At 60.1% G+C, this 23,869-nt stretch carries 19 protein-coding genes and 1 pseudogene; 6 read left to right on the top strand and 14 right to left on the bottom strand.

Going from position 1 to position 23,869, the window contains the following annotated elements; translation table 11 throughout:
• Positions 1-1,745: 1,745 nt before the first annotated feature.
• From RAD15_RS08810 to RAD15_RS08770, 9 genes are all read right to left on the bottom strand, one after another.
• A complete protein-coding gene (locus tag RAD15_RS08810; RefSeq protein WP_458176434.1) occupies positions 1,746-1,967 on the bottom strand; it encodes a hypothetical protein in 222 nt (73 codons plus the stop codon).
• A 252-nt stretch (positions 1,968-2,219) separates the two neighbouring features.
• The gene (locus tag RAD15_RS08805) at positions 2,220-2,648 is read right to left on the bottom strand and encodes a HEAT repeat domain-containing protein (RefSeq protein ID WP_458176432.1); all 429 of its coding nucleotides are present in this window, start codon (positions 2,646-2,648) and stop codon (positions 2,220-2,222) included.
• Positions 2,635-3,474 (bottom strand): glycosyltransferase family 2 protein, encoded by an 840-nt coding sequence (locus RAD15_RS08800; protein ID WP_458176430.1) that lies wholly within the window; start codon positions 3,472-3,474, stop codon positions 2,635-2,637. Before RAD15_RS08800 ends, RAD15_RS08805 begins: the two co-directional genes overlap by 14 nt.
• A 12-nt stretch (positions 3,475-3,486) precedes the next feature.
• Complete coding sequence (locus tag RAD15_RS08795) at positions 3,487-4,758, bottom strand: hypothetical protein (RefSeq protein WP_458176428.1); 1,272 nt, start codon at positions 4,756-4,758, stop codon at positions 3,487-3,489.
• Positions 4,751-5,359 carry a DapH/DapD/GlmU-related protein gene (locus RAD15_RS08790; RefSeq protein ID WP_458176426.1) on the bottom strand — a complete coding sequence of 203 codons (609 nt, stop codon included), beginning with the start codon at positions 5,357-5,359 and terminating at the stop codon, positions 4,751-4,753. Before RAD15_RS08790 ends, RAD15_RS08795 begins: the two co-directional genes overlap by 8 nt.
• Positions 5,356-6,114 (bottom strand): alpha/beta hydrolase family protein, encoded by a 759-nt coding sequence (locus RAD15_RS08785; RefSeq protein WP_458176424.1) that lies wholly within the window; start codon positions 6,112-6,114, stop codon positions 5,356-5,358. The genes RAD15_RS08790 and RAD15_RS08785 overlap by 4 nt, the downstream gene beginning before the upstream one ends.
• Positions 6,115-6,298: 184 nt before the next feature.
• Entirely contained in the window at positions 6,299-6,871 is a 573-nt protein-coding gene (locus tag RAD15_RS08780) for a DCL family protein (protein WP_458176422.1), read from the bottom strand.
• Positions 6,872-9,355 carry an AAA family ATPase gene (locus RAD15_RS08775; RefSeq protein ID WP_458176420.1) on the bottom strand — a complete coding sequence of 828 codons (2,484 nt, stop codon included), beginning with the start codon at positions 9,353-9,355 and terminating at the stop codon, positions 6,872-6,874. It abuts the gene before it with no gap.
• The gene (locus tag RAD15_RS08770) at positions 9,348-9,575 is read right to left on the bottom strand and encodes a hypothetical protein (protein ID WP_458176418.1); all 228 of its coding nucleotides are present in this window, start codon (positions 9,573-9,575) and stop codon (positions 9,348-9,350) included. The genes RAD15_RS08775 and RAD15_RS08770 overlap by 8 nt, the downstream gene beginning before the upstream one ends.
• A gap of 416 nt (positions 9,576-9,991) precedes the next feature.
• Between RAD15_RS08770 and RAD15_RS08765 the strand changes: the two genes are divergently transcribed.
• Both RAD15_RS08765 and RAD15_RS08760 read left to right on the top strand, forming a co-directional pair.
• A complete protein-coding gene (locus tag RAD15_RS08765; RefSeq protein WP_458176416.1) occupies positions 9,992-11,305 on the top strand; it encodes a DUF2130 domain-containing protein in 1,314 nt (437 codons plus the stop codon).
• A gap of 510 nt (positions 11,306-11,815) precedes the next feature.
• On the top strand, positions 11,816-17,809 hold the full coding sequence (locus RAD15_RS08760) for a DUF3320 domain-containing protein (protein WP_458176414.1): 5,994 nt from the start codon (positions 11,816-11,818) through the stop codon (positions 17,807-17,809).
• Between the two features lie 152 nt (positions 17,810-17,961).
• Here RAD15_RS08760 and RAD15_RS08755 read toward each other — a convergent pair whose 3' ends face one another.
• Positions 17,962-18,114, bottom strand: coding sequence for a hypothetical protein (locus tag RAD15_RS08755; protein WP_458176412.1), 153 nt, complete (start codon positions 18,112-18,114; stop codon positions 17,962-17,964).
• Positions 18,115-18,285: 171 nt separating this feature from the next.
• On the opposite strand from RAD15_RS08755, the gene RAD15_RS08750 reads away from it, so the two are divergent.
• Positions 18,286-18,510 (top strand): hypothetical protein, encoded by a 225-nt coding sequence (locus tag RAD15_RS08750; RefSeq protein WP_458176410.1) that lies wholly within the window; start codon positions 18,286-18,288, stop codon positions 18,508-18,510.
• A gap of 71 nt (positions 18,511-18,581) precedes the next feature.
• Here the strand turns inward: RAD15_RS08750 and RAD15_RS08745 are convergent, their stop codons facing one another.
• From RAD15_RS08745 to RAD15_RS08730, 4 genes and pseudogenes are all read right to left on the bottom strand, one after another.
• Complete coding sequence (locus RAD15_RS08745; protein ID WP_458176408.1) at positions 18,582-19,091, bottom strand: hypothetical protein; 510 nt, start codon at positions 19,089-19,091, stop codon at positions 18,582-18,584.
• Positions 19,088-20,491, bottom strand: coding sequence for a B12-binding domain-containing radical SAM protein (locus RAD15_RS08740; RefSeq protein WP_458176406.1), 1,404 nt, complete (start codon positions 20,489-20,491; stop codon positions 19,088-19,090). Before RAD15_RS08740 ends, RAD15_RS08745 begins: the two co-directional genes overlap by 4 nt.
• A complete protein-coding gene (locus RAD15_RS08735) occupies positions 20,488-21,111 on the bottom strand; it encodes a dTMP kinase (RefSeq protein ID WP_458176404.1) in 624 nt (207 codons plus the stop codon). The genes RAD15_RS08740 and RAD15_RS08735 overlap by 4 nt, the downstream gene beginning before the upstream one ends.
• 128 nt (positions 21,112-21,239) lie before the next feature.
• Positions 21,240-21,665: pseudogene (locus RAD15_RS08730) on the bottom strand (type IV secretory system conjugative DNA transfer family protein); the annotation flags it as partial.
• 737 nt (positions 21,666-22,402) lie between these two features.
• Between RAD15_RS08730 and RAD15_RS08725 the strand changes: the two are divergent.
• The 3 genes from RAD15_RS08725 to RAD15_RS08715 are packed head-to-tail and all read left to right on the top strand — an operon-like array spanning position 22,403 to position 23,803.
• Entirely contained in the window at positions 22,403-23,059 is a 657-nt protein-coding gene (locus RAD15_RS08725; protein ID WP_458176402.1) for a MobA/MobL family protein, read from the top strand.
• Positions 23,056-23,268, top strand: coding sequence for a hypothetical protein (locus RAD15_RS08720; protein ID WP_458176400.1), 213 nt, complete (start codon positions 23,056-23,058; stop codon positions 23,266-23,268). The genes RAD15_RS08725 and RAD15_RS08720 overlap by 4 nt, the downstream gene beginning before the upstream one ends.
• On the top strand, positions 23,258-23,803 hold the full coding sequence (locus RAD15_RS08715) for a hypothetical protein (protein WP_458176398.1): 546 nt from the start codon (positions 23,258-23,260) through the stop codon (positions 23,801-23,803). The genes RAD15_RS08720 and RAD15_RS08715 overlap by 11 nt, the downstream gene beginning before the upstream one ends.
• Positions 23,804-23,869 lie beyond the last annotated feature (66 nt).

Raw genomic sequence — 23,869 nt, 5'->3', positions numbered from 1 at the left:
CCATGGCAATGGCGCTGCGGCTTCTATCCCGGATCAGGCCCCGGCGAATGCACCTCCGGCACCGCTGCGAGTTTCGAGGGCGCACGCACCGCGTTCACGGCGGAGTGGGCAGTTTTCTTGTCCAAGCGGACGGAAGCCGACTTGGAGGATTGGCGGCAAGAGCGGGATTGGACAGCGCGGAATTATGCCGCGTGGGAACGCGGAGAACGCAGAACTCTCCATGATCGCCTCCATTCAAGAGCCGGTTCGCCCAATTACATTTCGGCAAGATGCGGTATAATTTTTTCGGGTGACCGCGACGTGATCCTCGAGGTCAGCGACTCAAGGTATGTCCTCACTCGCTGAGCGGACCGTAATCGGCGTTGGTCGGCATAACTGACTTACAGGACTCGTTTTTTTGGGCGTCGTCCGGAGTGCTGGTACAACTGAGAAGGCGCCCGTCACTTGGCGAACCGAGCAGCGCGGATCGACTTGATCCGCCTGGTGCGATACGGCCAGACTTCGCTTTCGCAGCCGGTTCTCCGATTCGTTTGCGTCCCTAGCCTGAAACCGTCCCCAAGGGCGTGCAGGCAATACAGTAACGATGTAGGGCCCCTGTGCGCATTCCCGCACCAATCGCCTATATAGTCCTGTACGTTGCCCTCGACGCCGCGTTCGGCGCCGCATCTCGGTTCTGGCAACAATTTTTCGAAACGCGAGCTCTAGCGTCGCTAGCAGATCGGTCTGATCCTCGCTGCCGCAATGCTGACGCGGCTCGTTTCCGGACCGTTAGTCGCTATGCTGGCGGATTGGCTCGGGTCATTTGCGCCTCGTGCTCGCAGGCTGTGCTGCCGTGTCGGCCCCAGCAGCCGTCGCATTGCTCTGGGCTGATACATTCTGGGTGTTGCTTCATGTCACGTTGGTTCAGGCTGCCGCTCTCGCCCCCACCACCTCGATCGCCGATGCGTTATCGGTCAATACAGTGAGGCCTCGGTTCGCCGGAAGGCCATTTGAGTACGGTTGGATACGAGGGCTGCATCCGCGGCTTTCGTCTTGGGAATACTGATCGCCGGACAACTCGTAAGCCCAGGCGATCTCACGCCGGTTATTTGGATGAACGCTGCTTTCCTGATCGCCGCCACTGGCGCCACTGCATTGCTACCTGGGCAAGCCCGATCGCAGAGGTCGCCGTCCTTTGCTTGTCAAAGATGAAAGCGCTGATCAGCATGTCGCAGTTTCGACATGATTATCGCATCAGCCCTGATTTATGGCAGTCATGCAGAGCACGATGCATTTGCAGTTATCAGGTGGAGCAATGCGGACATCAGCACTTCCACGATTAGCTTCCTGTAGTCGGAAGCGGTGTTTGCTCAAGTGTTGGTGTTCATGCTCGCCGGTCCAGCACTCCTGGACAGATTTGGCGTGCGTGGCGCGGCTGTCTTGGCAGCTGCGCCGGAATCGCCCACTGGTCTGTAGCGGGCGTGACCACCTCCGTGTTGCTGCTCTCGTTGATACAGCCGTTACACGGATTAACGTTCGTTGTGCTTCATCTCGCTTGCATGCGAATGATGGGAGTGCTGGTCGCAGCAAGCCGTCGCCGCAACCGCGCAAGCTCTGTGCCTCTGGCTTAGCGTTGCTAACGGCAGTACTGACCTTCTTGTCAGGCCCCCTCTCGGCGCCGTGTCTGATGAAGAGAACCCGAATAGCTCTCGCGCGCCGGCGTTCACGCGAGTGAGGTGATCTGAAGCCGAACATGCGCGAGCCGATCACCCGCCGACCAGCCTGGGGAGGAAGACGGTTTCTTCCGCGTTGGGGGCGAACGATCGCATTTGCGATACTTGAGCCGGACCCGTCCGGACCGCCGCGGTGAAGCCGGCGTCGGTCAGTTCGTAGAACCGCCGCTGCGCCTTTGCGAGCTCTCGTGCATCGTCTGGATTGAAAAAGTGACGGCTGTCGCCAGTACTGTCCATCACGATCTGGATCGCCATGATCGTCTTCCTCGGAATAATGATGGCCAAGGACTTGATCCAACTATCCATCCGAACTCGCGGATTTTCAAGACAAGAAGATGTCATCGCGAGCGTCGGACCTGATCAGGCCAAAGGCCAATATCGAGATGACCGGTCGCGGAGCTGATTTGATCAGGCGGGAAGATGAAAACCGTCAGTGCGAGTTGCCGAGCCGGCGCGCGCGGCAACGCGATCCTCTCCTCGGCTTTCGGCCGCTACGCCGATCGCCGTCTAACCATAGGTTTGGTACAAGCGATCCCTCTTTGCAATTGTCATTGCAACCGTAAGGCGCACATCTTCAACCGGATCATTCGCGGCCGCGTCGAGCGCGCGGTCCACATTGGCACCGCCAAACCAGCGCAGCGCTTCCGCAGCCTCGTGGCGCGCGACCGCTGATGGATCGCCCTCGACCACTTTGCATAGGCTGGATGCGGCCGGCTCGTCGGCGATCAACTGCTTCGCCCGCCAGTCGCCCAACACAAAGGCGGCCTCATGTCTGACGATCGGATCGCGATCATCGCGCAGGACGTTCATTAAAAATGTCGTCGGCTTCGAGAACTCCGCAGCGCGGACCTCCAAAAGACTTGTGATAGCATCCATTCTTTCAGCAGCAGACCGGGCATTATCATAGTCCGATTTGATATCGCTAAAGTCCCGCACTTATACTCTCCCAGCTTATCCATTGACCATCAACCGAATACTCGTATTCGTCGATGAAGGCACCCTCGATGTCTTTGGCGCCCACCAATCGACACGTTTCGAATGGTGTTCCCCTTCTGCGCATCGCATCCAGCATCGACTTTGCATAATTGGCTTCGACACGAGCCCATTCTGTAGCACACACACCCTTCGGATTTTCCATATAGATGTAACCCACCTCCTCGATGAATTGCAATTGGTCCATTTCGATGAGCTCACATGCCTTGAAGAGAACGTCCTGATCTTCTCCCACGCGGAAAGATCCGTCATACAAACCAATACTGTTGAAGACATCCCGCCGAGCGATCATTCCGTGATAGTAAAAATCAAACCACAGGAATGGGTCCGCGACCGTTCTTCCATACTGTCGATACAGCTCTGACCATCGGCGCATGCGTCGTTTCTCTACGCCTCCGTTCGACCTCACGTAATCGACGTCGAAACAAGCCAGCCTGCTGGCGGAAGGAAGCGAGGAAAGCGTTTCCACTGTCGCTTTTCCCAACTCGTCATCTGAGTCCAGCACTACAATCCAGGACCCGCGAGCTCTTGGGATTCCAACATTCCGTGCCAAGGATAGGCCCACATTGACGTCGAGTTCAATTATCTCAGTCGATCGCCACAGCGACAATTGCGCCAACACATCACGGTATTCATCGATCTTGGGCTTCCGTGAACCGTCATCTACGATGATCCACTCGAATTTCCCCGTCTGAGCCGCCACAGATTTGGCGCACGCAGAGAACAGGTCGATATCTTGGTCGTAGATGCAGGTGACTATCGAGATCAATGGCGGCTCCTGTCAAAGCGGCCGTATGTAGTTTGTCTGTTCGCGCATGGAAGGCAGCTGCGCATGACCATTCGCCTCGACCGAGAAGGGCATAACACAATAAAAGTCTGGCAATCGATCACCAACGTCTCCTCTACCGGAAACAACGCCCTTCATAAGATCGAGGAAATTGGGGTTCGTAATGGGAGAAAATGCCCTCACGATGCCATCCACCGCTGGGCTTTCGATCCCGCACGCCACGACAATTCGGCAATTCGGATTTGCCGGATTCTGTCGGGACATAAATAATCCCCAATCCTTGGTCAAGGCGCCAGCGGTCCGCTCGGCGCAAAACTGACGGTTCTCCCTCTCATCAAGCAACGGGGTTAGGTCCAATTCATCGGACGTGTCTAGGAATGTTAGCCGAAGGCCATCCATGAGCCTGCCGGTGATTTCGTTGAAGCATGGTCCGCCTATCGAGATGATATTCTGGCGATAGGCCGCGTCACGAAATTCCGAACTATCGCAAATGCACACATTACTCGAATTGGTTACCGAATTATGCGCAACGGCGTGCAGTGCATTGATTTTCGCATTCATGTCGCCGACATGAACGTGATGAAAATCCTCAGTCCGGATATAGCCGCCGACAAGGTTCAAAGGCTCAATATCCGGAAACGACCACAACAAGCTCGCCAGTGACTTGACCTCCAGATCTGCAATTTTGCGCTGCTCCGGAACCGGGGGTAGCAGTATAAGTCCGTGATGGGGTGGGTCGGGCAGACCTTTCAAGGGAAACCGGGCGACTGGCCGTTCCTTGCGGTTCGCAAACTCTGCGAATTCTTCGGTCGCGCCGATGCAGCCGTTAGGGACGAATTTCTCCATCCGGAAGAGCTTGTCGATGACGGTGCCTTGCGGATCGTCTTCTTCAAAAAAAAATGCCGGGCCATAATTTAGGATAATACGGGCGACAAGTTTGTGATCTCCCCGAAACAACTTGGTGCTCGTCTCATGCAGGCGATCGATGATGCCTTGTGCGATGGAGATAACTTCAGAAGGCGACGACTCCTTGTTGATGACAGAGATAAGTACGCCGTCCCCGAGAAGCTTCCGTCGGCCGAGTGAGGCTGTCAATTCCGAGACGGTATCATAGAAGCGCTTCAGGCGCGCGAGCCATTCTATCTCCTGATGTTTGGTCTTGAATGAGGTTGAGTCAGCCAAGTCCACAAGCATAAAGATATGGGACGACGACTGAGCCCGCACCTCGTCCTTCAACACTTCGTAGGTCGTAAGCTGTTCACCCACCCCCATAGACTTCGCCCTCGCCCAAATTGCGCGTCAGTACAGCGTTGGGAAATACGCGCGCACCATCACCTAAACTGATCGGCCCAACAATGACCGCGCCCCAACCGATGATGACATTCCTTCCCAAGGTGGGGCCTTGCTCATCGGTGACATCCCACTTTTCGGGACCGGGATGATCATAGCGGTGCACAAGCGAACCGAAGACGCTGGATCCGGTGCCTATGACGCAATTGTCCCCGATGAAGCCCGCGATGATGCAGTTCTCTCCGATGCTGACGCCGTCATGAACTTGTGCGCCGTAGAGGAGCCGGCTGCCTGTTTCCACCCTCGTAAGCGAGCCAACGGTGCATCGGTCATAAATCTGAACATTGTCACCGATCACTGCACCTTCGTGGATAAGGGCCCACAGTCCAACAGAGACCCCAGCCCCTATCTGGACGCGGCGCGTCTCCTGATCTGTGAAGATATCCTGGTCATGATTGGGATGCCCAATGATCGACCAAGCTCCTACCGATGAGCCATGGCCGACGCTTACATCGCCACGGATGATCGCTGTCTCCGCGATCAGCGCTTGAGTGATCGCGACGGTCGATACACTCATTCCGTGAGCCATGAAATCGTGAGGTCAATTGCCTCCCGCTCTTTGTGGTCGAACCCGTGATCGACGCCCGACAGGACCTCGACGCGGACGCCGTTACGTTGTCCGTAATCCTGCGCATCCGAAACCGGCACAAGGGTGTCGTTGCTGCCATGCACGATCAAGAGTGGGATCGTTTTGGGCCAAGCAACTTTTTCCGGATTTAGGAGCAACAGCTCCTGCGTCAGCAACGGCGAGATCTTGAACTCCGAATCCGTAATCTTGGTATAGGGCCTTCTCGAAAGTTCATCCGTTCTACGCTGATTGAAAAACGTGCGTCCCCACTCGGGCATTCCTTGAATGAACGTGTTCTGATAGCTGATGACCGGATTCCAGAAGACGGCTTTGCGAAGAAACGAGAGATCGTAAACAGACGCAGCGAGTAGCGTAATGCTGGCACCAAAGCTCGTCGCTATGTGCTCTAAGGTAGAATACTTCTGTTCCCTCGCCCAGTTGAAGACCGCCATCAGGTCCAATAACGCACCGGCAACCGTCATACCCATCGAATCTAGGGACGAGTCGCCGCTCCCTCGAAAGTCAAACAGCAGAAGGTCATAGTCTTTGGGTAGCAACTCGGCGAACCTCAGATATAAGCCGCTTTCGGTTTTCTCCGAATCGATGCCGTGGCTGGCGACCATCAGCCGCTTGCCGCCGCGCCGAATATGGAGCGCTGGGATCGGGTTCTGATCTGCAGCAAGAATCTCTTTTTTTTCATTCATGTTGGCAGACCTGGCTGGAGTGAACATGTAGCATGGCGCTGTGGAAAGCAGCGTCAAAAGCGATCGTCGAGTAAGTCGCGGGATCAAGCGAGTGATGTACCCACTACAAGGCTTGGTTGAAAGGTATTCCAAGGAGGAGATCGAGTAAATGGGCCCCATTCATAAGCTGTCGGCTTTTCCACGATCAGAACCCGCAAAACCGATCGTTCGGCACGTGCCCGCTCGAAGAGTCGCGCTCGCACTGATGCGCCGATGTTGCGCGGCTCACGCGCGATCGGACACACCATTGCTTCGATGTAAGGACGCATGACCGACCAGACCCGCGCCTTGCGCGCGTAACGCCAGAGGTGATCCGGCTCGCACCGGCGACGGCGAAGAAATTATCGCGGGCCTTGTAGAGATCGAAACGCACCGCACGTCGAAAGGCTTGGGCGACCTCCTGCTTACGGCTGGGTGGTCGCTGGGAGATGCAGTGTGGATAAGAGAAATCCGTGCCGCTGCCATCCGTGCGGATGATCCGGAAGCATTGCGTCCCATGCTCGGTCATCATGACTTGGAAATGGCTGACGCCACAGCCCACCTTGGCGACATATTCAGTGTGGCGCTCAAGAAGGGTCGCAACGTCGAGGCCATCCTCATCACTCACCCGCTCACCGGGCCGGTAGCGGTTAAGCATGGCCTTGAAGAAAGCCGTGGCGTCGCATTGCTTTTCGAAGCTGCGCGTCGCCAGCTCCACGGGTTTTGAACGCCCTCCCATTCACGCCTCCCCTGCCGCTGCTGCCGCAAACTCGAACTGCGCCTCGCAACTATCATGCGCGCATACCGGCTTTTTGAGAGTAAAGGGCCGCTGGAACTTCGTCCGGCTGCACTTCTTGCAGGCGAACTGGCTGCGGAAAGTCTTGAACTCCTCCCAGCGCGCCTTCTCGTCGCCTATCGAGCCGTCGCCATAAGGTCCGTCCTGGAAGTGGCTGCCAAAATTCTCGATCTCGCCCTTCACCAAGCTATCGAGAAAGCGATTGTTGACCCCGGGCGCCAGCGCAGGCGCGAGCTTGGCACCCTTGAGCAGGCCGGCAAGCGCCGAGGCCAACTCGCCGCGTTCGTAAGAATAGGGCCTCTCCAGCGGCCGGATCCGCACGCTTACCCCGAAATCCCGACAGATGCCGAGAAGCCATTCCTCCTCGGCCTGGCGCATCTCGTTGGCCGCCGACTGGCCCGCAGCCCAACGCGCCTCGATCATCTCGTCGCTCACTTTGTGGTCAGCGAAACGCGGCCCGTAGGCTGGATCGAGGCCAATGATCCGAGTGAAGTGCCACGTCTTTGCCTCGAGCTGGTCCTTCAAATAGTTGAAAAACCGCTCGTCATGGGTGGTAATCAGGATTTGGCTGCTCCCGAACATGGTCGCGATGAGGCCGGCAATAGTGCGCCGATGATCGGCATCGTAGGAGGTGACGATGTCATCCAGCGCGATGATGGGCGCGCCGACATTGAACTGCTGGATCGCAGCCATTCTCAACGCCAGCGCCACCGAATGGATCTGTGAGTCGCTCAAATAGCCGCCCGGTTGCACGCCTGTGCGGTTCTTGGCGAAATCGATCAGGAGGTTGAGCCGCTGCTGGTTCGTGTCGTCTTCCGCCGGCAGCTCCAACCGGATCGGCGCGGCGCCAGCGCCCTGGATCAGCTTGTAGATGTCGTTCATCGGTGTCTGAAGCCTGTCGAGCAGCGCCTGCACCTTCTTGCGGATCTCGGCCGAGATTATCGTCGCCTGCGCCGTCAAGGCGTCGGAGAGCTTCCCCAGCTCATCTCGCGTGCGCAGCGCAAGGTCCCGCTCGGTTTGTAGCTCCAGCAGCCGATCGATCTTCGCCTTGGCCTTGATGTAAGTGTGGTCGCCTTGCTTCGATTCGATGTCGGTGATGGCCCGATCGAGAGTGGCGAGCAGCTTGGCGATCGACGCAACGATATCGGCCGAGGCTGGCACTGCAGCCTGAGGCCAGCCGGTGGTGCTAGCTTGATACGCGATGAGATCGGCTTTCAGTTCCGCGTCATCGTCGCCGAGGAGACCGATAAGCCCCGGCAACGCCGCCACCAATTGGGTGTGAGCTTTGGTCGCCGCGGTATTGGCCGCGTCGAGCACCTTCTTGGCGGCGGCATAATCGGCCAGCTCTTCCAGATGCTTGGCGATATGGCCCCGGATCGCCTCGGCGCTGCCCGCCGCCGTGTCGGCTACCGGCGTTTCACAGACTGGGCATATAGCGGGGGCCGGCACACCCTCGGCGAAAAGCGGCTCTGCGGCATTCCACAAAGCCTGAAACATGGTGCTCGCCGCCTTGCCGCGTTCTTCCGCTTCCTCGACGACTGCGGCCGACAGCGCCCCTACGGCAGCATCAAAGGTCGGAATCGCGCCGCCGATAACGGTCGCGCCGCTCTCCGCGTCCGTTACCTCCACCCACAAAGCCGCCGCCGCGTTGCGGATCTGACGCAGGCCAGCAAGTCCTATCTTGTTCTCTTCGGCCTTAGCGCGCGCTTCCAGCTCGAGATAGGCCGGATCACCAGCCGTCAGCGCCACCAGCACTAGCGCCGCGCCGAACGGAGCCAGAACCGACGTGTTGACGTAAGCAAGGATCGCCGCCGCATCCCAGGCTTGCACCACCTGGACCGTCTCCCTAGCAAGCTGGGTGTCTGCCCGCTGCAGTGCCGTCCCGTCCTCTGAGGCAGCTTTCACCTGCGTGCGCAGCGCTCGAACATTCTTTTGCACCTCGACCAGCGGGCCGAGCTGCAGCCAATTGGCGACATCCGCATAGCGCTGTTCGGGCGTGTGAATTTCGACGAAGGTACGCAGCGTGTGCCCGCGGATAATTGGCGGCACCGCGAAGCAGGCATTCACAGTCGTGGCCGCTGCCGGCATCGGCCGCTTCGCCCCTATCGCCGATCGGCTGCCGTTGGTGGCATCCTTGCCTGAGACGACGCCAATCGTGACCGCCGGAGCGATCTTCGCCTCCTCCGCCAGATTGTGCGCCAATGCGACGGGGCCGGCCTGGTTGTTGATAGTGCGCTGCCCGAGCCTTTCGAGTGTGCCATCCTTGGAGAACATGAATTCCAGCGCATCGATGACACTGGATTTGCCGCTGCCGTTCGGCGCGAAAATCGCCAGACAGCGCTTTTTGCTGAAATCGAACGTCTTTGGTTGGAGATATGCGCGGAACCCTGCAAGTCCCAAGGACCGTAGAAAGTAAGGGTCAGCCATTGGCCACCTCCGATTTCGGAGGGTTAGCACGTTCGGCTGCTAGTTTCAGGATGGCATCCCTGGCCTGAGCGACGGCATTCTGCGCAGGAGCAGCTTTCAGGATGTGCGCCTTCAGGATCTCCGCCAACCCGGCATCGAGACTTTCTCTCTGCTTCAGGCTTTCTCCCAGTGTCGTAAGAAATATCTCCGGCGAATCTGCCGGCTCTGCTTCACCTTCCACGCACTTAGCCCCCAATTGATAGTCCCGTCATCCACAACGCAACAAAGCGAGCGAGAGTGTGATGAGCACAAAGAGGTGCCGAACGATAGCACGGGCCCCGGCACCGTTTTTTGTCGATCTAGGTCTATTTCACGCCGAAAAACATCAACTGAAAGCGCTCTTCGTTGTCCAGCTGTGGCCGCTCGTGGCAAGCGAGAGATAACGCGGACGGAGGGCGCCAAGCTGGCTGAGATGAAGCACCCTCGCCTGTCAAAGCTGCTTCGAGCGCATTTCGGGTTGGTTTCAGTGGAAAAGCCGCCGCACATGCCGACGGCGTTCGACCAGAGCGTTGAAATAGCGCTAAGGCATATCGCAAGCCTAACGAAGCTGGCCGGATCATGGCTGTCGTGGCTTGGTGCCACGGAACGGGAGAGTTCATGACATTCAACGCGACCGCGGCTGGTGCCGCACATGAACCGACCCTTCATTGCCCGAATTGCAATCACGAAATTCGGTTGACGGAATCGCTTGCCGCGCCCCTTCTTGCGGAAACACGTCAGAAGTTTCAGGAACAGCTGGCCAACAAGGATGCGGAAATCGCACGTAAAGCGGAAGCCCTCCGAGCGGAGCACGAACAGCTCGAAAAGGATCGCGAGCAGGTCGAAGACCAAGTGACGCAAAGATTGGCCACCGAACGCAGCCGGCTCGTCGCCGCGGAAGCCAAGAAAGCCCGGGACGCTGCGGCGTCGGAGTTGCAGGCGCGAACAGATGAAGCGACGGAGCTTCGGCTGGCGCTTGAGGCCAACAACGTCAAGCTGGCTGAGGCGCAACAGGTACAGGCTGAACTCATGCGCAGGCAGCGGGCTCTCGACGAGGAGAAGCGAGAGTTGGACTTAACAGTTGAGAAGCGGGTCCAGGCCTCGGTCGATCAGATACAGATAAAGGCCAGGCAAGAGGCTGACGAGGCGGCCCGGCTGCGGGTCGCGGAGAAAGATCAGATGATTGAATCGATGTCCCGAACGATCGAGGAGCTGAAGCGTAAGGCCGAGCAGGGATCGCAGCAGTCACAGGGCGAGGTCCTGGAACTTGAACTCGAAGGGCTTCTGCGCGGTCGTTTTCCGACCGACCTGGTCGAGCCAGTGGGAAAAGGTGAGCTTGGCGCTGACGTGATTCAGCAAGTCAATGGGTCGCTTGGACAGCCGGCGGGCATTATTCTCTGGGAATCGAAGCGTACCAAAGCTTGGAGCGACGGATGGCTCGGCAAGCTTCGGGACGATCAACGCCGGTGTGGGGCTGATGTTGCTCTCATAGTATCGCAAACACTTCCCAAGCAAGTTGAGCACTTCGACCTCGTCGACGGCGTGTGGGTGACGCACCCCCGCTGTGCACTGCCGGTTGCCGTTGCTCTCCGTCAGGCGCTCATTGACATCAGCGGTTCGCGACTCGTCCAGCAGGGCCAGAAAACCAAAATGGAGGAGGTTTATCACTATCTGACAGGCACAAAGTTCAGGCAGCGCGTGGAAGCCGTGGTCGAGAAGTTCAACGACATGCGGGAAGATCTCGACAAAGAACGCAAATTCCTGGGCCGACAGTGGGCCAAGCGGGAAACCCAGATATTGGCTGTCATCGACTCCACCGTCGGAATGGTGGGAGATCTTCAGGCCATTGCCGGCAAGGCGATGCCGGACATCCCAAGTCTGGACATGCCACTGTTGGAGAATGGGGGCGACCCTGGTCGCAAGGCGGGGTGAGAAATGACGGCCAGTCTCGCAGGGTTCATCCCTATCTGCGGCTGGCCAGTCCGGAGCCCGGAAGACCCTACTTTATATCTATCGATTTGATCGTCACACCAGCTCGGTATCAATCGTGACCTTATGCTTTTGGATAGAGAGATACTTATACGTGAGCCAGCTTCTTCCGGACTGCTGAAGCTCCCGGCACCCTCGATCCAAGCTCCAACATTATTCGATCTTCCCAGAGATTAGCTTGTAAATGTGCTCGAACTGGGCGAGCAATCGACTTATAATCGCGTCAAAAGAGTGCGTGGGGGCATTGGTTTTGAGGATTCGGCCGGTAGGGGCCAGATCGCTGTGCGATATAATGCAATCGGGTTTTTTGACCTATCCATTTGATCCGTCGTGTAGAATATCCGACGCCTCCCATACACGAAACAGCTCATGATCGGACCGCACCAGCGATGCTCTCAAGCACGTCAGGTGCCGGGCGGGCACGAGTTGCATGGGGCTTTCTGAGGGCGAATCATGCTGGAGCGGATCCAATCAGAGAATACGGTGAGCGGAGCCGTAAAAATCGCTTGCATCGCCGCTGATAACGTCAACGTCGCGTTCTATCAGAACGCCGTGCCCATCATCCGGGATCTCGCGGTCGAAAACGCGCTGGGCAGCGATCTAACGGGAGTTGCGGTCCATCTTACGTCGGAACCACCATTCCTCACCCCCGGGGTTTGGCGCATCGATCGTATTGCTGACCAAACTGTCCATCATATTCGCAGTCTTGATCTGAAGCTTGATCCTGCCTTTCTCGCCGGCATCAACGCCTCACGGCGCGGCGAACTTCGCATCCGCGTCGAAGCGGCGGGGACCGTGCTTGGCGATCACGCCATCGAAATCAATCTGCTACCGCCCTCGCACTGGGGCGGCGTCAATTCAGCGCCGGAACTGCTTGCGGCTTTCGTCCGGCCGACCGATCCCAGCATCGATGTCATCCTGCGCGAAGCCTCGAACAAACTTGCATCCGCCGGTCGCGACGAGGCCCTGGATGGCTACCGCAAGGGGACCAAGGCTCGCGCCTGGGAGATCGCCGAGGCGATCTGGGCGGCGCTGGTGTCACATTCGATCGCCTACGTCTTGCCGCCGAAAAGCTTCGAACGTTCTGGCCAGATGGTCCGTGGCCCTAGCGAAATTCTTTCACGCAAGGTCGGCACCTGCCTCGATCTGACGCTGCTGTACGCGTCGTGCCTCGAACAAGCGGGCCTCAATCCCGTCATTGCCCTCACCGACGGCCATGCATTTGTCGGCATCTGGCTGGTGGACGAGGATTTCTCCGGCCTCGTCATCGACGACCCCCAGATGTTGCGCAAGCGCGTACAGCTGGAAGAAATGGTCGTGGTTGAGACAACCCTGCTCACGGGTGCGCACCCGGCGCGCTTCAGGCAGGCGGTCGAAGCGGCCAAGAAATTGATTGCTGAGGACGCCACCTCGCCGTTCGAACTCGCCATCGACGTACGTCGGGCGCGAAGTGCCAAGATCCGTCCTCTCGACCTGTCGGGCTCGGCCGAACCGGCAATCCGGCCCGTCACCGAGACTGCGACGATCGCGCAGGAAGTTGGCGAAGTTCCGCATTTCGAAGAGGATCTCGACAAGCGTCGTGAGCCGGCCCCCGAAAAGAACCTCGACAGGCTCGAGATCTGGAAGCGCAACCTTCTCGACCTCTCGCTGAAGAACCGGCTGCTCAATTTCAAGGATGCAAAATCGACCGTCGCAATCGACTGCCCTGATTGCGCGTTGCTCGAGGACAGGCTCTCCGATGGCGAGCGCTTCAAACTGCTGGGCAAGACCACGGTGCTCGACGGCAGCGACGGGCGCGATACGACGCTGCTCGCCGACCGCCAGAATGACGACGCACGCAAGGACTTCATCCTGGACGCGATGAAACGGGGCGATCTGCATACGAACGTCGCCGACACCGAACTGGAAAGCCGGCTCACGGATCTCTACCGGGCATCGCGACTCGCCTTCGAGGAGGGGGGCGCGAACATCCTCTATCTGTGCCTCGGCTTCCTGAAATGGACGCCGCAGGACGGGGCCGGGCCCTACAGAGCGCCGCTGATCCTGGTACCCGTGCAGCTCGAGCGCAAAAGCGTGCGCTCTGGTTTCCGCCTCGCGCTGCACGAAGACGAAGCGCGCTTCAATCCGACACTCCTGCAGATGCTAAAGCAGGATTTCGATCTGTCGATGCCGGAGTTCGATGGGGAATTGCCGCAGGACGCCTCGGGCATCGATGTCGGTGGGATCTGGAAGACCGTCCGCCGCCACATCAAGAGCATCAAGGGCTGGGAGGTCACCGAGCAGGTTACGCTCTCGACACTCTCCTTCACCAAGTATCTGATGTGGAAGGACCTCGTCGACCGCACCGATCTGCTCAAGCGCAATCCCGTGGTGCGCCACCTGATCGATACCCCGACCCACAGCTATGAGGGATCCGGAGCAGGCTTCATCGACGCGAGAGCCATCGACGAAATCGTCGAGCCGGCTGAACTGTTCGCGCCGCTCTCGGCCGATTCTTCGCAGATCGCTGCCGTGGTCGCCGCCCAGCGGGGCGCGGACTACGTTCTGTTCGGCCCTCCCGGCACCGGCAAGAGCCAGACCATCGCCAACGCCATCACGAACTGCCTTGCCCACGAGAAGACGGTGCTGTTCGTCTCACAGAAAACTGCAGCGCTCGAAGTCGTCAGGCAGCGCATGCAGGCCATCGGACTCGGCAACTATTGTCTCGAAGTGCACTCGACCAAGGCCCAGAAGTCCAGCGTGCTGGAGCAACTCGCGACCGCCTGGCGCGAGCGCAATCTGGTGACCGAAGAGCACTGGTCGACGGCCGCCGGCGACCTGAAGAAGAAGCGCGATCAGTTGAACAGGCTGGTCTCGGCGCTGCACCGCAGGCGCGCGAACGGCATGACGGCCTACGAGGCTTTCGGACGCGTGGTCGCAGATCGCGACCGCCTCGCCGACATCGAACTGGCATGGCCCGATGGAACAGTGCATTCGGCGGAGGAGCTCGCCAGGATGCGTGAGAGCTGCGCGGACATCCGCACCGCATTGGAGGCGGTCGGAGACCCGTCCGTCCATCCGTTGCAGGGTATCGAGCAAACGCGCTGGAATCCGGCCTGGGCGCAATCCTTGCAGCAGGCGATCGATCGGCTGCAGAACACGCTGCAGCAAATGCGCGAGGCGGCGGACGCGCTCGTCACCTCCCTTGGACTGAATGAGGTGGTCCACGACAGCTCGTTGCCGCAACTCATCAAGTTGGTTGCGCTGATGCTGAACCCGGACGCCGCAGACGGTGCGCTGCTGTTTGGCGAAGAGGCTCACCATCGTATCCGTGCGCTGACCGCCCTGGCCGACGTGGTTGGCCGCATCCGCGACAAGGCGTCCGAATTGTCGGCCGAATACGATCTCAAGGCGGCGGCGCTGCTCGACCTACCGGTCCTGCAGCGGGAATGGACCGAGGCTTGCGCATCCAACATGCTGGTGCGCGGCGGCCGCAGAAAAAAGATACGTGTCCATCTGCAGCCGTACTGCCCCGGCGATGTGCCAGACGAGATCGGGCGTGACCTCATCGTCTTGCAAGATCTTTGCGATCTGATTCGCGGACTGGAAGCACTGAGGCCGCATTTCCGCGGTATCGAGCGGTTGTGGCGGGGATTGGATAGCGACCCGGCGCGCATCGCAGCGCTCATCAAATGGGCTCCAGACCTGCAAGCTGCCGTCGACGGCTTCGAGATCGACGACGTGCCACCAGAACAGATAGCCGCACACATCACCGTCCTCCTCACCCAGGACGTCTCACGCTTTCGTCCCGGGGGTCAGGTACGCAGGGCGTTTGACACCATGCAGCAGGCTTTCCCGGCCATGCATCAGGCGGCCAAGGATGTTGGCATGTATATCGGCCTCGATCGCCCTGAAGAGATCATCCAGCTGGAGCCCGGATGGATCAACGAGTTGCAGGAACGCACGGCACGGTGGAAGGCCAACATTATCAAGGCTCCGCAATGGGCGACATGGCGGGCGGCTGCAAAAACTGCGCGCGCGGCCGGACTTTCGCCGCTCGTGGATGCCGTCGAGGACGGCCGAGTTACTCGCGACGAGCTCGCCGGCGCGTTTGACTTTGCTTACGCGCGTTGGGTCGCGGAGACGATCGTGAACGAGGACGAGGTGCTGAGCGGGTTCTTGGCCGAGAGGCATGAGGCTCTCATCGATGCCTTCGTCGCCGCCGACCAGAAGGTCTGCGAGCTCGCCAGGCAGATCGTCAAGGCGCGGATTGGCGCCTCCGTGCCGACACAGACCAATTTCGGCAAGGATCCGGAATGGGGGACGCTAGCGCGTGAGATCAACAAGAAGGCACGCAACATACCGCTGCGCCAGCTCTTCGGGCGGATCCCGAACGTCATGACCCAGCTTGCGCCGTGCATCATGATGAGCCCGCTTTCGATCGCGCAATACCTTCCGGCGGAAGCGAAACCGTTCGACGTCGTGATCTTTGACGAAGCATCGCAAATTCCCGTTTGGGACGCCATCGGCGCCATCGCTCGCGGCAGCCAAGTGATCATCGTCGGCGACCCTGAGCAGCTTCCGCCAACCAGTGTCGGCCAGCGCGGCGTCGAGGATGAGGACGACGACGGTTCAACAGTTCAGAGTCAGCAGAGCATCCTGGACGAATGTCTCGCCTCGAACATCCCGAGCATGCGGCTCTCGTGGCACTACCGCAGCCGCCACGAGAGCTTGATCGCGTTCTCGAACGCAAAATACTACCGCGGCGAACTGATGACCTTTCCGTCACCGGTGACCCGCGACACCGCGGTTCGCTACGTGCATGTCGAGGGCGGCATCTACGAACGCGGCGGTGCCAAGGTAAACCGGAAGGAAGCCGAAGCGGTCGTCGCCGAGGTTGTCCGACGCCTGAAGACATCGTCAAAATCGATCGGGGTGGTCACTTTCAACGGCGACCAACAGCGCCTGATCGAAAATATGCTCGATCAGGCCCGACGCAGCGATCCCGCCCTGGAGCCCCATTTCGACAAGAACCAAGCTCGCGAGCCGATTCTCGTCAAGAACATCGAGAACGTGCAGGGCGACGAGCGTGACGTCATCATCTTTTCGGTCGCCGTCGGTCCCGATAAGACCGGCCGAGTTACCGCGCAAATCTCCTCGCTCAATGGCGAGGGCGGCCACCGCCGACTCAATGTCGCAATCACCCGTGCACGCAGCGAGCTTCTGGTGTTCGCGACTCTTCGTCCCGAGCAGATCGACCTAGGGCGCACCAGGGCCAAAGGCGTGGTCGACTTCAAGCACTTTCTGGAATTCGCCGAGCACGGCGCACGCGCCATCGCCGAGGCGTTCTCGCCGACCGGTCGCGGGACGGATTCGCCGTTTGAGGATGCCGTGATGGACGCGCTGCAAAAGCGGGGGTGGGAAGTCCATCCGCAAGTAGGCGTTTCGTTCTTCCGAGTCGACCTCGGCGTCGTGCACCCGGACTTACCGGGCCGCTATCTCGCTGGCATCGAATGCGATGGCGCCACCTATCACCGCTCGGCTACCGCCCGCGATCGCGACCGCCTCCGCGAGATGGTCCTGACGGACCTCGGTTGGCGTATTTTGCGCATCTGGAGCACCGAATGGTGGATGGACAGCTCCTCGGCCGCAGGAAAGATCCATACGCGGTTGACAGCCGATCTCCAAGCGGACCGCGCGTCACGCCCATCTGCCACCTCCCCGGAAGAGACCATCGATATTGGTGCGCCTCCTTTCATGGGGGAGATGTCGGTCAGTGCTCAGGATGCCGAGGAAACAGCGGAGGTTGCACCTTCTGACGAGCAGGCGGATCCGGCTCTTGCCGTCGAGAACGATCCTCCGTACTCGCAGCCGCTTCTCCCTGCTCCCGTAAACGACAGCGAGCCTGACGAGGAGCCGAGGATCTACGCGCGCGGACCAGAGTCGGCTGCCGCCGACCCTGCCGCAATGCCGAGGATGTACACAAAAGCTGACCCCAGCACCGTCGTGGCCCCCGACCGAGAGCGCTTCTACGACGTTGGCTACCGGGGCACTCTCCGCAACATGATTGACCATGTGATCGAAATCGAAGGACCGATCTATTTCGACGTTTTAATCGACCGCGTCGCACGCGCACACGGCTTCCAACGTTCGGGCGAAACGGTGCAGCGAATCATCCGGGCAGCGCTTGGTCGAGAACGCTTCCCCACTAGCCGAGACGGCGATCGAGAGATCATTTGGCCGCAAAACACGGCGCCCAGCGCTAAGTCGCCCTACCGCGGCGGCGGTCGCGAGCACGGCGACGTTCCGCTGCCCGAATTGGCGGGCCTTGGCGATGTTCTTCGTGCCCAGGGCCTTGAGGAGGATGAAGACCTGATCCGCGGCATGCAGGAGCACTTTGGACTCGGCCGGCTCGCAGTTTCCACGCGTCAGCGCTTCGAGGCGGCCATAATGTCTGATGAGAACTGACCAAGAGCCGACGCGCCTTGGGAACAACGCACGGACCAAGCGGAATCGGTTCGACTTCAGGCTTGGCTAGCCGCTCATCGCACGGTTTCGCGCGCGGGGCTGTGGGCGGATTGCAGGGATTGCGACAGAAACTCGTGATAACCGCCTGCCGCTCAGGAGCTTTGCGCAGCATCGGACTTCGGCCCATCGCGAAGTCCGCGCACAGCGTTTATGGCTTGTTCCTGAAGTTCGGCCTCCAGTTTGGTCTTCTTAATGCGCTCGATAACAAGCTTGCGGTTGAATGGCCGCGCCTTGTAATAGCCCACGAACTGCTAGTCCTCCTCGGACATGGCCCAGCCTTAAGATCTTCCATGACCGCTTCCATGAAGTCGCCTTCACGGCCGGCTAGAAAATTGAAGTAAAGCTCGTCGGGCTGTCGGTCAGCGACTGTTAAGCTGATCCTGGATCACTCTGAAGCTGCTCCGCCTCGCGACGTTATGGCTGAGCGCTACGCTTTGGATCCGATACTCCAAAAGAAGAAGCAGAACATGACGCTGTGGTCGAATTGGCTGGAACTTCAAGTGCAGGCAGCGATCGCCGCGGATACTGGCCTGCCGAATGCAGAAGCGCTGAGGGGTGCAATTTATCGCGGCCGCTACGGTGAGGAACGGTGGCTCAGGCGCAAATCCCAAGCTGAAATCTTTTCGGAAGCAACAGAGTAGCGCAGGTGAGGCTGGATCCAGTTCTTTGGTGACAAAAACGATCCGAAACCGACGCAGTCTATGCGGCAGGCTCAGCCGACGGCCAGCGCAGCGGCTCTCGGATTGATCGCCGCATCAACCGCCGAATGAATGCATTCTCGCAACCTTCGGACATAGTCCGTTCGCTCATGGATAGGCCGGCGCATTATGAAGGACGGATGCTCCAGCCGGACCAGTGTCGGTCCTGGGCGACGGCCGGCTTCGAGACGCGCGCTCTGGACCTTCTGGAGAGCCTCGCCGACGATCGAGCTCAGTCCGATCACCACATCAGAACTGCCCAGACGCCACAAGGCATGTACCTCTAGTTCCTCCACGAGCTCGCCGCAACTCGGGTAGCGTTCACGACCCTCCTTGTCGAAAAGTGCGCGGGGGATGACGTTGTCAAAGCGCAGAATGACATCGTCGGACGCGGCGGTCGCGTCAATCGCGTTTCGCAGAAACTTGCCCGAGCGAGAATTCGGAGAGAATGCGGGAAAGGGCTTGGACGTCGCGGGATCGAACTTGCGGCACGGTCCCAAGAACAAAATCGTCGCCCGTTTCATCGCAATCGCTGCTCCCGCATGATCATCGCCAAACTGTGGCGAATGATATCGACCGGCACTTCGCCAAACTGTAAACCGGTCGAAAAGTTGAACTCAGCCCGATCCGGCGGAAAGTCTGCGTCATCCATCCGGTCCGAGTAGTCCAACATGGCTCTCGGTGAGTGACCAGCATCAACCAGCCGCTGCCAGTCCGGTGTCCCCGGATAAGGCCTGTACTCGAAGACACTGCAACGGAAACGCCCCGGCATCCCGTCCGTCAGGTCCCACAGGCGCCTGATCAGGCCCAGGGTCGCCTGATGCTCGTCGCGCGTCTCAGTAGGCAGTCCAAGAATGAAATAACCTTTAACATCGATCCCCACCCGGCAAAGTCTTGTCACGGTCCGCACGGTCTGGGCCACCGTGATCTTCTTGTCCACGTACCCGAGGACGCGATCGCTTCCACTCTCAATGCCGAGGGCGACTTCGCGGCAGCCCGCGCTCACCATGAGATCGAAGAGTTCGTCTCGCGCTCCCGCCAGCACGTTGATCCGTCCCGTTGCGTCCCACCTCATGTCCAGACGAGCGTCGACAAAAGCCTTAAGCGTCATTCGCATGAGGCGCTGGTTCGCCAAGAACAGGTCATCGACGAACCTGACCCTCTGCACCCCGAACCGCGTCTTGAGATCGAGGATTTCCTCCATGATGCGCTCCGGCATTCGCATCCGGACGGTCACGTCGGGATTGCTGCTTACGGCTGCGCCGCAAAACGAGCAGTCGAAGGGGCATCCGCGCGACGCGACCATCGCCGATTCCAGAACTCCGTTATCCCAGTAGGGATCCTTGTCCAAATGGCTCCTGTCCAACAACGGCATTGTGTTGACGTCGGGCGCCAGCAGAAGCCGGTCTTTGCTGCGTATCACTGGCATCACCGGCGTTCGACCGTCCCGCCAAAAAACGCTTGGCAGCTCCGTCCGGGACTTCACATCCGCGAGAAGAATGGGCACCCTCGTCTCGGCTTCGCCAAGCACAAGCGCGTCAATTCGAGGAATACGCGGGTCCTCGAGTATGGCGCGTGGCATTGCTTTGGCCTGGTGGCCACCCAACATCACCGATATGGACGGATCGAGCAGATGCAGTAGCCGGACGCTATGCGCGTAGGTCGGCGCCAGCAGGTTCAGACCGACCCAGCGTGGGCTCGCTTCGTTGAGCAAGGCGGCAACCTGCGAAAGACCAAGGCCCCGTGCTTCGGCATCTAGCACCCGAACCGAGAAGCCGTTCTGGCTGGCACAGGTCGCAATATAAGCGAGCCCGAGGGTCGGCAGCGTGAAGTCGTTTCGCCGCACCGACTGATCGTAATCCCTTAAGGGGGAGTTCACGAGGACGAGGTCGAGGCCGCTCTCAATCGCCGGCCCGCCCGTCATGACGCGCCGTTCCTCTGGAAAATCGGCGCGATCTCGGCGGCAAGCTGTGCCGCCAAAGTCGCTTCGTCGGACGATGCATCCTTCATCCGCACGTCATGACCGTTCGCCGTCAGCAACGCCGCAGCCTGATCGTAGAGTTCGACTTCCTCGCCACCCCCGAGCCGTTGCTTAAACCAATCCGGCTTGCGCGCTCGGCTGCCGCGCCGCGCAAGCAGTGCCTCTGCATCAAGGCGCAAGACGAAGGTCACTGATGCTGCCAGCAAAGGGCGATTTGTTGCGTAAAGGTACTCCAAGGGCAGGCCGGCGAAACGCTGATAAACAAGTGTCGAGATGACGAAGCGATCGCAAAGCTGCGGCCGCAGCGCCCCTTCTCTCAGCTCACCGCGGGCTGCAGCCGTCGCCAGCGCCAGGGTCAAAGGCCTGTTAGGCGCACTGGCAAGCTCCCGGATGACCGTACTCCAACGGCCGCTATCGTTGTTGCTGCACTGCTCAAATCTGATCCCGTCTCGGATCAGATGGTCCGAGATCAAGTGAAGCAGCGTGGACTTCCCGATTCCGCTCGGTCCTTCGAGGGCGACAATGGGGAACCAGCTTGCAGTGCGGCTACCGTCTGCAAACATCTTCTGAAAATCCGTCTTTATCGACGACCTTTAAAACCGTCGTCGCGACCCAACTGAAATACCCAATCCCTGGGTGAAACGCCGCATAGTGCTGCCTATCCCGCGATTCGGATACCACGACTTTCCGCTTAATGGCGTCTTCCCGGTTTATGATGTGGTGCCCGCGCGCACGGGGTGACGTTCGCGATCCGACAGGCGCCGTTGGTGAAAATCTTCGCTGAGGTGCTCAGGCGCTGAATCCAGAATCCAGAGAATGCCCCCCTGAGGAGGCCCACGGCGTCGTCGTTGAAGAATTCCTGGCCGTTGAGGTCGCGCGAAAACATCAGCTGCGCGAGTCCGCGCGCCTGATGCTGCGAGCGGATGCTCGCTAACGGGTTGAACCCGTGTCTGGAAAAATGGTGGGTGGCTGGATCGGCGCCGTCATCGAACGGCGCGATCCGGTAGACCGGCCCGACATTCTTTGCGCGCCAGGCGGACGTCTCCTTGTAGAGTTCACCCTTCGGGTCGAACACGACAACGCTGCCCCGGTAGCGGAGCAGGTTCGGGATTATTGTCGTAACGGATTTGCGGTGCGAGGGTCAGCAGGTGACCATCACCGTCCCAATGAACGAAGCCCGCTGGATCCGATGCGCCCTCCTCAAGAAAGGTGCCGAGCAGGATCGACGACGGGTCGTCGAACTGGTCGCGTCTCCTGAGGAAGCGCGGCAGGTCCTTCGCCGGTCGCCTAGGCTGCCGACCCGTGTAGCGGCGGGGGCTCGACCAGGAGCCTCTCACGCTCGGCGGTCTCCGCCTTCCGCTTGCTGGCCCGTTCGAGGATGGCTTGGTAGCTGCGGCCGGACGCAATCGCCGCGGCGACCGCCTCGGTAGTCTCAGCGCGTACTCCTGCTCGATCTGGCGGCGGACGAGGCCCGCCTTGAGGTAGCGGCCGGCCTTAACCGTCCGACGGGCCCACGGGCCGGCTGACCTCAGGATATTCAGCTCCCGAGAGAGAGATCGAACGGTTTACTCAACGCCATCCCCCACAACCCGGGAGCGAGCCTAGCCACACCCCTTTGGTCGCACAACCATGAAGTGTGCCAATATCTTGCAGTTTTTCGGCAAAGAACAGTGCACTTACGCATCGCCACCACCATGTACGCATTGTATTTTAGGAGCGGCGGCGACGCGTCGCTCGGTTTTCCGACCAACGCGGACCCGCGTTGGGGAAAACCGGCGACTGCGCCAGGGGAGACCCCTGGACCCCGGCGCGCCCCAAGATGGGCGCGCTTCAACCGCATCGGGTGACGCGTCCGTGGCCATCTACCACCTGCACGTCAAAAACATCAGCAGACGCGACGGCCGATCGGCCGTTGCGTCGTCGGCATACAGGGCGGGCGAGACTCTTCCGAACGAGGCTGAGGAAAAGGACAGCGCGTTCGGCGGCCGCCGCGACGTGGTGTTCACCGAGATCAGGCTGCCGGCCGACGCCACGGCCTGGATGCCGGACCGGGCCAGACTCTGGAACGCGGTCGAGGCTGCTGAGAAGCGCAAGGACGCCTGCCTCGCCAAGGAGATCGAGTTCGCCCTGCCGCGTGAGTTGGACCGCGCGATCTGGATCGAGGTCGCGCGCGAGATGGCCGACACCTATGTGACCTTGGGTCACATCGTCGATGCCGCCATCCACGAGGACGGCAAGGGCAACGATCCGCACGCCCACCTGATGCTCACCACCCGCGCCGTCGGCGCGGACCGGTTCAAGCTGAAGCTGCGCGACGCCGATGGCGTCGCCGTCGTGAGCGAGGCGCGCGAGACCTGGGCGAAGATCGCGAACGCCGCCCTGGGCAAGGCGGGCGCCGAGGTCGAGATCGACGCACGCAGCAACGCCGGCCGCGGCATCGACACCACACCGACCAAGCACCAAGGACCCGACCCGGCACTGCGCCGGGCGCGACGATGGGGGAAAAAATGAATCACGACATGCTTGAGGCCCGGCGCGAGCTTCTCGCCGAGCGCGGCGTCCGCGAGCGCTTCGCTTTGCTCACGGCGCGGGCGGACTGGCCGCCCGAGCGCCGTGACCCTGTACCCGGGCTGAGCGACCATGAAGCGCGCGAGTGGAAGACGTTCTGGCATGAGGTCGACAAGCGCACGTGGGGCGAGGAGCTCCAAGGTGCTCCATAAGCTGACCGAGGAGATCGGACGAGGAGCTGCCGTCCGGGAAGCGCCCCTGAAGAACGCCCTGCCCCATTGGCGTGAACTTCACGGCGCCATGGTCGAGCGGATGCGTGCCGAAGCCCTTGATACCAATCACCCGCTCCTCGACTGGACCAACATGGAGAAGTCGTTGCGGGAGATCGACGCGCAGCTGACTCAGGTCCGGCTGGAGGGAACCGAGCACGTTTCGTTGGAGCCGCTGCCCGATCCGGACGGGCGGTCCATCTCGCCGCGTGAACTCGCGGAAGTGGAGCAGCGCCTGGTCGAGGAGTATGAACGGCCACTCTCTAAGATTGCCGCCACGCCACGCCCGAACACACGGCCGAGCGTGAAGACGCCCGCGACGCGGTCGAGCGGCAGAATGCCCTGCCCGTGTCCGATACCGAGGCGCGCGGCTACCATTTGGCCCCGCACGAGAGCCGGCTCGATTGGCTGGGCACGGCGCAAGCGGCGGCGCCGTCGAAGTCACATCGGGAAATGGAGGATCGTCTCGACTGGTTGATGCCACTCAACCGGGACGAATGGTCGCGAGAACCGGATCGGGACCGTGACCGCTGACGAATCGCCA

The sequence above is a fragment of the Bradyrhizobium sp. 14AA genome (genome assembly GCF_054185205.1).
The sequence above is the reverse complement of the archived record's forward strand: the minus strand, read 5'-3'. Positions and strand labels throughout refer to the sequence as shown.